The following is a 13,492-nucleotide window of genomic DNA, read 5'->3' on the forward strand; positions in this document are numbered from 1 at the left end:
AATAAGATTATCATAAATATACTTAAATAAAAAATTAAAATTTTTATTTAAAATCTCTAAATATCGTTTTTTAATCAAATTGATAATATAAAAATTTTTATAGCTTTTTAAGAAATTTAACTATAAAATTACGCTCATTATATGAAAATAATTTTCATAACATAAATTTAAAAGGCGATTTATGAAATTTATAAAATTTAGCATTTATTTTATTTTATCTTTTACGATTTTATTTGGTGCTGATTATGCCAATGAAGCAAAAGAGATAGAAAATAAATTTAAAGAAGTAATCACGCTTTATAAAGACGGAAAAAACGCAGAAGCAAGGCAACTTACGCAACAAGCATATTTTGGGCATTTTGAAAATTTGGAAGCCGGAATTCGTATAAATTTAGGTCAAAAAAAATCCTACGCTATGGAAAAGCAGTTTGGCGATATTCGCAAAGCGATAAAAAATGAAAAACCGATCGATGAAATTCAAGCTATGATAGATAAACTAAATGCCGAAATCATCGAAATTTTACCTGTGATTGAAAGCGGACATAAACTAGTTGCTGAGCGAAGCGATGACGGCGGTATTAGTGCTGCTAAAATCGAACCTAAAAATGAAAATTTAAACCAGACAAATTTAACGCAAAACGCAAATCCGTGGGTAAATATTTATAATCAAATTTCAAATGAGCTTAAAAACGCAAAAGAAGCTTACGAAAAAAACGACGGCGAAGCTATGAAGGAAGCGTTAAACAGGGCTAAATTTGATCTTTATCGCAATAAACAGCTTGAAATCGCCGTTAGACGATATGATTCGGCTAAAATGGATCAAATGATTCAGCAGGTTATGGGTGCTGTTATTAGCAAAAACACGCAAATGAGCCAAACACAAGTGGTTCAAGCTTTAAAAGATATTGATGATTTGCTTAACACAAGTATCGCAAAATTGCCTAGTGAATCTTACGCTCTTGCGCCAAAAGCCATAATGCAGGAAATGCAAGAAGAAGAAATTGCAGATCAAGCAGATTTTAGCGTTGTTGTTGAAAATATTCGTAAAAAAATGGCAGAAGCTTTGAAGCTCTATGAAAATGGCGATATAAACTCAGCCGTTAGCGATGCGGGAGATATTTATTTTGACGAATACGAAGCAAGCGGTATGGAAGCTCTTGTTGGTGCTAAAAATTCGCAATTAAAAGTAGATACGGAAGCTAGTTTTAGCAAAATCGTTGCCCTAATGCAAAACAAAGCAGATAAAAGCGAAATCATCGCGGTTGCGAATAGGCTTTTTGAGCAGTTAGAACAAAGCCTTGATTTAACCAAAAAATCAAGCAACTGGGATTTGTTTCTTTATGCTTTTATCATTATTTTACGCGAGGGTTTTGAGGCTTTGATTATCGTTACGGCAGTCATCGCTTATCTTATCAAAACAGGAAATTCAAAGCATTTAGGCATAGTTTATAGCTCGTTAGCGGTTGCCGTTATTTTAAGTCTAGTTACAGCTTATGCCGTAAATTTAATCTTTGGCTCACAAATGGCAGCCCAAAGCAGGGAGATTTTAGAAGGCGTTGTTATGCTAATCGCCGTTTTCTTGCTATTTTATGTCGGTTTTTGGCTACTTTCAAACGCAGGAGCAAAAAAATGGTCAAGCTACATACAAGGGCAAGTTAGCCAAAGTCTAAGTAGCGGGGATAGCAAAACGCTTTGGTGGACTGTGTTTTTAGCTGTTTATAGAGAAGGGGCTGAGACCGTGTTATTTTACATGGCGTTAATTTTTGATGCCAAATCAAGCTCAGCGTTAAGTATGGTAGCTCTTGGCTTTGCAGTCGGGCTTGTGGCACTTGCTGCGGTTTATTTTGTGGTTAAATTTTTCTCGCTTAAAATCGCAATTAAGCCGTTTTTCCTTATCACTTCGGCAATCATTTTTTATATGTCGATTGTTTTTGTCGGAAAAGGCGTTATGGAGCTAGTTGAAGGCAAACTTTTTGTGCCACATATTATAGAAAATTTCCCAACCATTTCATGGCTTGGAATTTATCCATATTTAGAGAGTTTAATTCCACAAATTCTCTTAATTTCGGCACTAATTATCGGAATTTTTATAATGAGAAAGAAAAATCTTATCAAAGGAGAAATAAAATGAAAAAATTATTTTCATCAGTGTTGGCATTAAGCCTTGCTTCAAGTATTGCGTTCGCAGGAGAACAACCTATCGGCGAACCTGTTGAAATCAACGGCATGGAAATAGCTGCTGTTTATTTGCAACCAATCGACATGGAACCAAAAGGCATTGATCTAGCCCCAAGCCTAGCAGATATTCACCTAGAAGCCGATATTCACGCGATAGAAGGCAACAAAAACGGCTTTGGCGAAGGCGAGTGGATTCCGTATTTAAAAGTTTCTTACATACTAAAAAACACAGATAACGGCAAAGTAAAAGAGGGCACATTTATGCCTATGGTAGCAAGCGACGGACCGCACTACGGCGCAAATATCAAAATGGACGGCGGAGTTGGTAACTATGAGCTAACTTTTCATATCGAAAATCCTAGCGTTCAAGGTTTCGGACGACATGCCGATGAGGCAACCGGCGTTGGTAAATGGTGGGATGCATTTGATGTAAATTATAAATTCCAATACACAGGAACTCCAAAAGAGTAATCCAAAATTTCCGTCAAGCTCCGTGCTTGGCGGAATTTAATCAAATTTACAAGGCTATAAATGAGTATATTTTTTTATCAAGTTGCACTTGCGATATTTCCGTTAGTTTTAATATCGTCTTTTTTGCAAAGAACAAATTATATCAAAGAGCTATTTATCCCTATTGTTTGTGGCGTGATCTTTGGTTTTGCCTGTTTTAGCGCATTTGCTGTTTCGGCAAATAACGACACGGCAAAAATATTTTTTGACATAATTTGCATTTTATTGTTGATAATTTTTCCGATTTTATTTAAATTTAAAAGCGTTTATCTGACTGCTGTGATAGTCTTTTTACTTGCTATGACTTATGGTTATGACTATAAATTTATAAGTGCAAATTTTAAAATTTTTACTAGTTCGCTTTTAGATAGCCTAAGTTTATCAAATTTATTTATGGCTAGTTTTGCATTTTTGATTTTCATTTGCATATTTTTTCTTTTAAATTCGCTTTTAAAAAGGGTAAATAAAAAAGTCAAAATTTGCTTTTTTGTTTTAATTCTTTTTCTGTTGATTATCGATAGATTAGGCTTTTTTGGACTTTCGCTTATGCAAGAAGGTATTATTAAAACGACACCAAAACTGCTTTCTGTGATTGCAAAAATTATATATTTTAATAGCTTTTTACCGATTATTTTTTCTTTGATTTTGATTATTTTAGGGGCATTTGGGCTTAAATTTGAAAAATGCAAAAATAAAGAAAATATTATCGAATTTAGAGAATTTAAAGCCGGCAAATTTAAAGCATTTAGCGAATTTTTTTATGCTTTGCTTTGTGGTGGGGTTATCATTTTTATCTCGCTTTTTTATATTTTAGTTGCTTCAAAACCACCTAAAATAGATAATCCAACCATAATCGAACCTATAAATAATGAATTTAAATTTAACGCCGAAATTTTAAAAGATAACAAACTTCATCGCTACGCCTATATCACAGATGACGGGCATAAAGTGCGATTTTTCTTAATCAATAAATTTAAAGATAAACTCGCTCCCGTTGCCGTTTTTGATGCTTGTAGCATTTGTGGCGATATGGGCTATGTAAAAAAAGGTGATGAGTTAATCTGCATTAGTTGTAATGTGCGAATTTTCTTGCCAAGTGTCGGCAAAGCAGGAGGCTGCAATCCTATTCCGCTCGAATATAAATTTGACGGAAAAGAGATAATAATCTCGCTTAAAGAGATTGAAAATGGAGCTAGTTTTTTTAGCGAAGTGGTCGAAAAAATAGTAACCGATCCCGTAAGTAGAGAAAAAATCAAAAATAACTCTAAATTTAGATATTTATATTACGGGCGAACTTATTTTTTTGAAGACGCAAAAAACCAAGCCGAATTTGAAGCAAACCCTGAAAAATTTGTTGATACAAACGGCGTTTTAAAGGAGCTAAAATAATGTTTTTTCGCATAATAAAAGCTTCGATTTTAAATTCAAAAGATAATAAAATTTTAGCTTTTCTAACCATTTTGCTAAGTGTGAGTTTGATCGCTTGTATGCTAAATATCACGCTTAAAATCGGCGATGAAGTCGCAAAAGAGCTTCGAAGCTACGGCTCAAATATCGTGGTTTTGCCTAGTTCGCAAAATTTAAGTATCGAAATAGCCGGGAAAGAGTATTCGCCGCTTAAAAATGAAGATTATTTAAATGAAAAAGATTTGCATAAGATAAAAGAAATTTTTTGGCGAAATAACATTGTCGCTTTTGCGCCGTTTTTATCTACTAAATTTAATGAATTTGAGATTGTTGGAACTTATTTTGATAAGGTTATTCCTATCGAAGGCGAGAGCGATTTTAAAAGCGGAGTTGCTACGCTTTATCCGTTTTGGGTCGTTGATGGTAGATTTCCAAAAGATGATAGTTTAGATGAAGTTTTAGTCGGCGAAAGGCTAAATTTAAAGCTTGACGAAAAGCTAAATTTGGGCGAATTTGAAGTAAAAGTCGTAGGAATTTTAAAAAACGGCGATGAAATGTCGGATAAAATCATAACGAGCCTAAATTTGGTGCAAAAAATCACAGATAAAGCAGGTCTCATCGCCAAAGCAGAAGTCAGCGCAATGACGATCCCAGAAGATGATTTATCCGTAAAAGCAAGGCGAGATTTTGAGAGCTTAGATGCGGTGGCGTATGATAAATGGTATTGTTCGGCTTATGTTAGTTCGATTGCGTATCAAATAACCGAAGATTTTCCAAACGCCACGGCAAAGGCACTTTTAAGTGTAAGCGAAACTCAAAGCGGAATAACTAAAAAAATCCAAAATTTAATGGCAGTCGTTAGCATTTTATCGCTTTTTATCTCTGCGATTTGTATTACGAGTTTGCTAACTAGCGAAATTCACAGGCGAAAAAAAGAGATTGGGCTTTTAAAAGCTTTGGGGGCTGGAAATTTTATGATTTATACGCAGTTTGCGACTGAAACTTTCATCGTATGTGTGATAGCTTCGATTTGCGGGGCGATTTTGGGCTATATTTTAAGCTTTATTATCGGTTATCAAATTTTTGGCTCACCAATTGGCATTAGTTTTATGGTTTTGCCTTTGAGCGTGATTTTTGGGCTACTAATTTGCATTTTTGGTTCGATTTTGCCGCTAAAAAGCGTTATAAAATTACTTCCTGCTGAGGTGCTATATGGTAGGAAATAGCGCATTTTTTAAAAATCTAATATTTAAAAGCATTTTAGGAAGTGGTTTAAGGGGATTTGTTATTTTTCTAGCCATTATGCTTGGAAGTGCCGTAACAGCGGCATTTGTAAATATCTATGCCGATATTGAAAAAAAAGTCGGTAGCGAACTAAACTCTTATGGAGCAAATTTGATTATAAGCCCAAAAGATTTTGAAAATTCGCATATAAATGAGCAAATTTTGGATACCAAATTTGAAAAAATACCAAATTTAAAAGCATATAACAAATATCTTTTTGCAAGTGCGAATTTAGGCGTTAGTAGCGGCGTCGTAATGGGAGTAAATTTTTCAAATTTAAGGTTAGTTATGCCGTTTTTGGATTTAAAATCGGGCGAATTTATAAATATCGATTTTGACGATAAAAATGCTTTAATCGGGCAGGATTTGGCTAAACTTTTAGGCGTAAAAGTTGGCGAGAGTATCGAAATCACGCCAAAAGGAAAAATGCCTACAAAAGTGAAAATCAAAGGCATAGTTTATGACGGCGGCAAGGAAGACGGACTTTTAATCATCTCGCTTGAATTAGCTCAGCGTATTTTTGATATGCCAAATTCGCTAAATTACGCCCAAGCCATTGTTGCTGGAAATTACGATGAAATCAAGCAAATTTCGCAAAATTTAAGCGATGAAAACGCCGTTTTTGAGCCGATTAGCAAAATTTCAAAAGCACAAGGGGTGATTTTGGATAAAATCAAACTTTTAATGCTTTTAATCGGTCTAGTGATTTTATTTATAACTTCCATTTGTATAAATACGAGCCTTAGCGCGATTTTATTTGCTAGGATTAAAGAATTTGCATTGCTTCGAGCGATTGGAGCAAGTAGGGATAATTTATTAAAAATGATTTTGGCTGAAATTTTAACGATTTGCGTGATAGGCTCAGTTTTGGGGGCGTTGCTTGGATATTTTTTAGCAAATTTGCTAGGCTTTTTGATTTTTTCAAGCGGAGTTGATTTTAGGTTTGTAGGACTACTTAGCGCTGTGATTTTAAGCCTTATTTTTGCGTTTGGTGCTAGTTATTATCCGATAAAACGGGCTTTAAATCCAAATTTAGCAAATTTATTAAAGGAATAATATGGAAATTTTAAAACTTGATAGCGTGTGTAAATATTTTGGCGAAGTAAAAGCACTTGATGATATTTCTTTTAGCGTAAATAAGGGCGAGTGGGTCAGCATAATGGGACCAAGCGGAAGCGGAAAAAGCACTTTGGTAAATATTTTAAGCCTTATGGATACTCTCACAAATGGCTCATATTTTTTAGGCGGAAGCGACGCAAGTCATCTAAACGAAGAGCAAATTTTAGAGTTTCGCCGTAAAAAAATAGGGCTAGTTTTCCAGCAATTTCACCTTGTGCCGTATCTAAATGCCGTTGAAAATGTAATGTTAAATCAATATTACCACTCTTGTGTGGATTTGCAAAGTGCCAAAAAAGCCTTAGAAAAAGTGGGTTTGGCCCATAGAATTTCTCACAGACCAAGCGAACTAAGTGGTGGCGAACAGCAAAGAGTTTGCATAGCAAGGGCTTTGATAAACGAGCCTGAAATCATCATCGCCGACGAACCAACAGGAAATTTAGACGAAGCAAACGAAGAGATTGTGCTAAATTTATTTAATGAGTTAAGAAGCGAAGGCAAAACGCTACTTTTAGTAACGCACAACGAAAAGCTTGGCTTAAATGCCGATAAAATCGTGCGTTTGAAACACGGAAAATTAGATAAAATAGAAATTAAAAAAGGAAAAATATGAAAAAATTTATTTTGATTTTGGTTGCATTTTTTGTGCTAGGTTGCGGGGGAAACGAACGCCACCACATGACGCTAAATGACGAAGATGGCTTTAAAACGACATTTGATAGCTCAAAAAAAGAGTTAAAAATCATAGGGCATGATAAGCCTTTTGTTTTATACTTTTTTTCTAGCGATTGTGGTGCGTGTGCCGAGCAAGCGCCGATTTTAGAAAATTTAGCAAAAGAATTTGGTGAAAATGTGCGAATTATCGGCGTTTTGGGCGATTCGCATGGGCTGGATAAAGATATAAAAACGCTAAAAGAAAAAAATATTTCATTTCCGACAGCCACAAGCAAAAAATCTGCAATGTATCTAGCAAATATGGTCGGTGGCGTAATGGGAACGCCTATGAGCGTGATATTTGATAAAAATGGAAAAATCGTAAAGCAGCTGCTTGGGCTTTATCCGAAATCTGCATTTGAAAATGAGTTAAAGTTATTGTTGTAAATTTAATTTTTCGTCATTCTGAGCCTTGCAGAGCAAGGCGAAGAATCTCATTAAGAATTTTGGCTCGTAGCCTAAAATTCACAAATTCAGACTATTTTTTAAATTCTATTTTGATTTTTCGTAAAAATTCTATCAGCTCGGCAGAGCAGTTTTGTTTTATAATAGTAAAGGCTAAAATATTTCCGACAAATAGATAAAAATTTGTCTTTGTTTCTACAATTTTATATAAATCTTCGTATTTTATCTGGGAGAAATCGGCGCTTACATTTTGGTTAAAATCGTTTGTCTTTTGGGTAAAATAATCTTCAAAAAATTCAAAAAATGAGTGCTGATTTGCCGAGAGTTTATTTGAATAAAATGTCTTTTTGACAAAATAAACATTGGCGTAATAATAAAGTCCGCCAAGCCAAATCAAAGCTCCTAAATTTATAAAAAGCGTGTTGCTTATAAAGCCGTCTTCGAAAATCCAGTAAAAATCCCAAAATAGCGAATATAAAATCCAAATTCCGAATATTATAAAAATTATTCTAGTTAGCCATTTGCCTTTAATGGAGTTATTAAATTTTTTGTATTCATCAAAAGTAAAAATCGTATCGGTTTTATAAGGCATTTTGTGTCCCTTGATTTGTAAATTTGCAAATTTGATTATAAGAAATTTTGGCTTAAATTTGTAAATTTTAATTTTGCCAAATTTTTTGAATTTGCAAATTTGGGCTTTAATTCGTTCAAGTTCGGGGAATTAAAGGCTTGTTTCAACTTAAATTTGGTAACCAAATGCCGACGATTTCGTGCGTTTTCGAGTGTGAGCGACTGAAACGCACTTGCTGTGCGTTGCAAGGAAGCGAACGCGACGAATCACGCAAAAGCTAGGCTCATTTAATTTGAAATTTAACTATACTTTTGTTTAATGTAAATATGCAAAATATCAATCGCCGCAGGTGTTATGCCACTGATTTCACTCGCCGCAAACAGCGTCGGAGGAGCAAATTTTTTAAGCTTTTCAACCACTTCATTGCTAAGTCCAGAAATCTTGCTAAAATCAAGCTCAGCAGGGATTTTCACGCCTAGCATACCTTTCATTTTTTCCACTTCTGCCTTTTGCATTTGGATATAAAAATAATACTTGCACTGCGTTGAAATCTCTTCTAAAACGCCGTCTGAAAATTCGCCAAACATCGGATTTAAGGCTTTTAGCTTCTCTTTCGTAAAGCTTTTTCGTGCTACGATTTTTTGAAGCGTTGAATTTTGCGAAATCGGCTCTTCGCCCAAATTTGATAGCATTTGTAAAGTCTCTTTGCACGGCGTTACCGTCGTTTCTAAAAGAAAATCCATACCTTTTTGTATGTAGTTTTTAAATTTGCAAATTCGCTCATAGGTCGCTTCGTCAAGCAGCCCCACATTTCGCCCGTATTCGCCAAGCCTTAAAACGGAGTTATCTTCACGCAAAAGTAGTCTAAACTCGGCCCTACTTGTAAAAACACGATATGGCTCTTTTGTCCCTTTTGTAACAAGATCATCTATCAAAACGCCGATATATGCTTCGTCTCTGCGTAAAATCAAAGGCTCTTTGCCTTGCAAATTTAGCGCAGCATTTATCCCAGCCATTAGCCCTTGTGCGGCGGCTTCTTCGTAGCCTGTGGTGCCGTTGATTTGCCCTGCTAGATACAGACCTGCGACCTTTTTTGTCTGCAAATCGTGTTTAAGCTCTGTTGGATCGACAAAATCATACTCCACAGCGTATCCGGGACGAACGATTTTAGCATTTTCTAAGCCTTTTATGGAGCGAATCATTTTAACCTGCGTATCATACGGCAAACTCGTAGAAAGCCCGTTTAGATAGTATTCACTAGCTGCGTCCGTTTGTGGCTCGATAAAAATGTGGTGGCGTTCTCTCTCAGGAAATTCGTAAATTTTGGTTTCGATACTAGGGCAGTATCTTGGACCCGTGCTCCTAATCTGCCCCGTAAAAAGCGGTGCGCGATGAAAATCTGAGCGAATAATCTCGTGCGTTTGCTCGTTTGTGTAGCCGATATAGCAAGGAAGCTGATTTGGGGCAAAATCTTTCGTGCGAAAGCTAAATGGCTTAGGCATTTCGTCCCCGCCTTGTGCTTCAAGGACGCTAAAATCAATGCTTTTTGCATCGATTCTTGGGCAAGTTCCCGTTTTTAGCCTACCTAAATTTAGCCCAAAATTCGCTAATGATTTGCTAAGTTCGGTGCTACTTAGTTCGCCGACCCTGCCCGCATTTAGCTGAGCCGTGCCTGTGTGGATGATGCCATTTAAAAAAGTGCCTGTTGTGATGATGACTTTTTTTGCGCTGTAAATATTATCAAGGTGCGTTTTAACGCCTGTAACTTGGGGTTTGTCGCCCTTAAATTCGCTTAAAATTTCGGTTGCGATTTCTTGTGTGATGTCTAAATTTGGCGTATTTAAAAGCAAATTTCGCATATAAATGCGGTATTTATCCATATCGATTTGAGCTCTGCTACCACGCACGGCAGGACCTTTGCTCTCATTTAGTATGCGAAACTGAATGCCGCACTCATCTGTGGTGCGACCCATTTGACCGCCTAAGGCGTCGAGTTCTTTTACCAAATGCCCTTTGGCAAGACCGCCGATTGCAGGGTTGCAACTTGCTGCGCCGATTTGCTCAGCCAAAATCGTGATTAAAAGTGTTTTTGCTCCCATTTTTGCAGCAGCAAGACTAGCTTCGATCCCTGCGTGTCCGCCACCGATAACGATAATATCATAGTTCATTAGATTTTCCCTTAAATTTTTGAAAAGAGATTTTAGCAAAAATTAAATTTTAAAAATATAAATCGAAAAATTCGCAAATTTAAAAAACGAAAGTTTTTTAAATTTGCCACTTTGTGCGTGCAGGGGTTGGGGGTTGTTAAGTGGGAAGGGGGCGCTTCGAAAGTCAGCCCCCTTCCCACTTAAAAAAGCATTAAAAAATTTAATTAATTCGAAAATTTGCACTTTAATTCGTAAAATATGGGGAATTTTTAGCAAATTTTATATAAAATTCAGCAAAAAATTAAAAGGAAGTTTATGTTTAACGGACTAATTAGGGAAATCGCCGAAGTCGTTAGTTTTAGCGGGAATTCGCTTCGAATTCGGGCAAAATTTAAGCCTGAGCATATCGGCGATAGTATCGCTATAAACGGCGCGTGTCTTAGCGTAACGCAAATTTTAGCTGACGGCTTTGTCGTGGAGATTTCGAGCGAAACGGCAGGGCTGATAGCCACGCAAAATTTCAGAGACAGAGTGCATATCGAACCTGCTATGCGTTTGGGAGAGCGCATTGACGGGCATTTGGTGCAAGGACACGTCGACGGCGTGGGCGAAATCACAAAAATCACAAAGCTAAAAAGCGGATATGATTTTTTTATAAATTTGCCAAAAAATTTAATGCCGTTTGTCGCAAACAAAGGCTCCGTGGCGATTGACGGCGTTAGCCTTACCATAAACGAAGTCTTGCCTAACGCAATTCGCCTAACAATAATCCCGCAAACTATGAAAGATACGCTATTTGGCGAGTTTCAAGCAGGGCGAAAAGTAAATGTCGAAACCGATCTGCTCGCAAGATACGCAGCGCGAATTTTGGGCTTTGTGGGCGAGAAAAAAGAGAGTTTGTCGTGGGATCAGGTGAATTTGATTTCAAGCCTTTACTAAATGCCTTTAAATTCGGCTTTACCGATAAATTTGGTTTAGCTGACGCAATTTTTAAGGATACTGCGCCGAAAAATTTGAACGGCGAAAATTTGGGTAAATTTGGCAAATTTAACCTTGCTTTTCATGTTGGCGATGATTTTAAAAGCGTTTTGCAAAATCGCCTGAAAATGGCAAATTTGCTGGGTTTAGAGTTGCAAAATTTAATCTTTATGAACCAAATTCATAGCGATAAAATTTGCGTTGTAGATGAAAAATTTATGGCTGAATTTGGGGCGAAATTTGATAAATTCTTTGAATTTGGCGAATTTAAAAGTGAAAATTTGCAAAGCGAATTTGTGAAAATTTTCCCTGAGTGCGACGCAATGATAACGAATTTAAAAGGTGTGGGGCTGTGTGTCATGGTGGCGGATTGTTCGCCTGTTTTGTTGCTCGATGAAAAAAGCGGCGCAGTGGGCGTGGCTCATGCCGGTAGGGCTGGGGTTACGCAAAAAATCGTAACCAAAACAGCTTTGAAAATGAGTGAAATTTACGGCACGAAAATTTGCGATTTAAGCGTGATTGTGGGGGCAAATATAAGGGGCAGTTGCTACGAAGTAAGCGATTTGGACCTTGGCGAATTTAACGCCTTTAAGCGTGGCGATAAATTTGATATGAATTTGGCTTTAAAGTCTGAATTTAGCGAACTTGGCATAAAGAAATTCAAATTTAGCAAATTTTGCACTCATTGCGAAAATTCGCTTTACTCATATCGCCGAGAGAAGCAAACAGGGCGTTTTTGCGGGTTTGTGGTGAAAAATGATTAAATTTTAGAAAGGATATTTTATGGCAGATGAGCTTTCAGAAAAATTTAAAAAAATAAAAGAACAAGCAAAAATTTTAAAAAATGAATTTGAAACTAGAAAACTGCGTGGAATAAACGAATTTAATATTTTTTCTGTTTTGCGAAAAGAAAATGACGAAGTTGGATTACATTCTAAATTTATTTATTCGCTTTTAAATCCGTTGGAAAAACATTATCAAAAGGATTTGTTTTTAAAATTGTTTTTAAAAACCATTGAATTAAAAAATTTTATAAATTTACGCAATGCAAAAGTTTATATGGAATATAAAAATATTGATATTTACATGACAGATGGAGAAAATCATATAATTTTAGAAAATAAAATTTATGCAGCAGACCAAGAAAAACAAATCCAAAGATATATCGATGAAATTAAAGCAAAACCAGAAAATAAACCAGAAAATAAATTATTTGTTTTATATCTATCACTTGATAGGGAAAATCCAAGCAAATATAGCTTGGGAGAGTATAGATTAAACGATGAAAAAAATCAAATTCTAGATGAAAATGGAATTTTTATAGCCAAATTTAAAAGTATCCACTATGGTACAGAAATAAAAACTTGGCTTGAAATGTGTTTGAACGAAGTTGGAAATATTACGAATTTAAGCCTTTATATTCGGGATTATTCTAAAATTATTGATAAAATTTGCGGAAATTATAAGGAGTTAGTTATGGAAACAAAAGAGCTTTGGAACAAGGAAAATTATGAAGTTTTAAAGGCGATTACTGAAAATTCAGACAAGGATAGGGAAAAAGTTTTTGAAAATTTTATAAATAAAATTCAGGCATCTAATATCTATAAAAATTCTCGAATTGAATACGAACAATTTGGTAATGACAACGGTTTTAACATAATAATAAATGAAAAAGATAATTTTGTTTTTAGATTTGCTTGGTATTTTGGTTGCAAAAAACCTTATTTTGGTATTTACTCAAAAAACAGAAATATTGATGAAAATGAAAAAGAGCAATTAAAATTAAAGGGATTTGTTATTTATAAAGATAGATTTGCCAATAAGGATACTAGTAAATTCAATCAGAATAATAACGATTTAGTTGATTATTTTTTTACTAAAAATGAAGCAATACAAGAATTTACAAAATACATAAAAGATGAATTTGATACATATAAAAATTTACTTGATGAATTGAATAGTAATTAACGATTATTCAAATTTGTCAATCTAATCTGTGTAAATCAACTTTAAGTATCGTAGGGTGGGCATCCTTGCCCACCACAATATGAATTTACAAATTTAAAAATTCAATCAAATTTGGTATCGAAATTATTCTTGTAAATTTAATTATTTTGCAAGTTGCTTTTTTAAGGGGGAAAGGGGCTGACTTGCGAAGCGCCCCTTTCCCCCTTAACAACCC

Annotated in this window: 12 protein-coding genes; 10 read left to right on the forward strand and 2 right to left on the reverse strand. The window is 35.3% G+C overall.

Going from position 1 to position 13,492, the window contains the following annotated elements:
- Nucleotides 1-181 precede the first annotated feature (181 nt).
- The 7 genes from PF028_RS07675 to PF028_RS07705 are packed head-to-tail and all read left to right on the forward strand — an operon-like array spanning nt 182 to nt 7,596.
- The gene (locus tag PF028_RS07675) at nt 182-2,131 is read left to right on the forward strand and encodes an FTR1 family iron permease (RefSeq protein WP_270860611.1); all 1,950 of its coding nucleotides are present in this window, start codon (nt 182-184) and stop codon (nt 2,129-2,131) included.
- Nucleotides 2,128-2,649, forward strand: a complete 522-nt coding sequence (locus tag PF028_RS07680) for an iron transporter (RefSeq protein ID WP_270860612.1) — start codon at nt 2,128-2,130, stop codon at nt 2,647-2,649. The genes PF028_RS07675 and PF028_RS07680 overlap by 4 nt, the downstream gene beginning before the upstream one ends.
- Before the next feature lie 60 nt (nt 2,650-2,709).
- Nucleotides 2,710-4,077, forward strand: a complete 1,368-nt coding sequence (locus PF028_RS07685; RefSeq protein WP_270860613.1) for a Fe-S-containing protein — start codon at nt 2,710-2,712, stop codon at nt 4,075-4,077.
- A complete protein-coding gene (locus PF028_RS07690) occupies nt 4,077-5,321 on the forward strand; it encodes an ABC transporter permease (protein WP_270860614.1) in 1,245 nt (414 codons plus the stop codon). Before PF028_RS07685 ends, PF028_RS07690 begins: the two co-directional genes overlap by 1 nt.
- Nucleotides 5,308-6,435, forward strand: a complete 1,128-nt coding sequence (locus tag PF028_RS07695; RefSeq protein ID WP_270860615.1) for an ABC transporter permease — start codon at nt 5,308-5,310, stop codon at nt 6,433-6,435. The genes PF028_RS07690 and PF028_RS07695 overlap by 14 nt, the downstream gene beginning before the upstream one ends.
- Nucleotide 6,436: 1 nt before the next feature.
- Nucleotides 6,437-7,108 (forward strand): ABC transporter ATP-binding protein, encoded by a 672-nt coding sequence (locus tag PF028_RS07700; RefSeq protein ID WP_270860616.1) that lies wholly within the window; start codon nt 6,437-6,439, stop codon nt 7,106-7,108.
- Nucleotides 7,105-7,596, forward strand: coding sequence for a TlpA family protein disulfide reductase (locus tag PF028_RS07705; protein ID WP_270860617.1), 492 nt, complete (start codon nt 7,105-7,107; stop codon nt 7,594-7,596). Before PF028_RS07700 ends, PF028_RS07705 begins: the two co-directional genes overlap by 4 nt.
- A 91-nt stretch (nt 7,597-7,687) precedes the next feature.
- Here PF028_RS07705 and PF028_RS07710 read toward each other — a convergent pair whose 3' ends face one another.
- Both PF028_RS07710 and mnmG read right to left on the reverse strand, forming a co-directional pair.
- Entirely contained in the window at nt 7,688-8,206 is a 519-nt protein-coding gene (locus PF028_RS07710; RefSeq protein ID WP_270860618.1) for a YcxB family protein, read from the reverse strand.
- A gap of 278 nt (nt 8,207-8,484) precedes the next feature.
- Entirely contained in the window at nt 8,485-10,353 is a 1,869-nt protein-coding gene (mnmG, locus tag PF028_RS07715) for a tRNA uridine-5-carboxymethylaminomethyl(34) synthesis enzyme MnmG (RefSeq protein ID WP_270860619.1), read from the reverse strand.
- Nucleotides 10,354-10,647: 294 nt separating this feature from the next.
- Between mnmG and PF028_RS07720 the strand changes: the two genes are divergently transcribed.
- Genes PF028_RS07720 through PF028_RS07730 form a run of 3 tightly spaced genes read left to right on the forward strand, consistent with a single transcriptional unit; the run spans nt 10,648 to nt 13,278 of the window.
- On the forward strand, nt 10,648-11,271 hold the full coding sequence (locus tag PF028_RS07720) for a riboflavin synthase (RefSeq protein ID WP_270860620.1): 624 nt from the start codon (nt 10,648-10,650) through the stop codon (nt 11,269-11,271).
- A complete protein-coding gene (locus PF028_RS07725) occupies nt 11,235-12,074 on the forward strand; it encodes a polyphenol oxidase family protein (RefSeq protein WP_270860621.1) in 840 nt (279 codons plus the stop codon). Before PF028_RS07720 ends, PF028_RS07725 begins: the two co-directional genes overlap by 37 nt.
- Before the next feature lie 19 nt (nt 12,075-12,093).
- Nucleotides 12,094-13,278: a PDDEXK-like family protein gene (locus PF028_RS07730; RefSeq protein WP_270860622.1), complete on the forward strand. Its 1,185-nt coding sequence runs from the start codon at nt 12,094-12,096 to the stop codon at nt 13,276-13,278.
- Nucleotides 13,279-13,492 lie beyond the last annotated feature (214 nt).

This window comes from Campylobacter sp. CN_NE2, assembly GCF_027797465.1.
GTDB lineage: Bacteria > Campylobacterota > Campylobacteria > Campylobacterales > Campylobacteraceae > Campylobacter_B.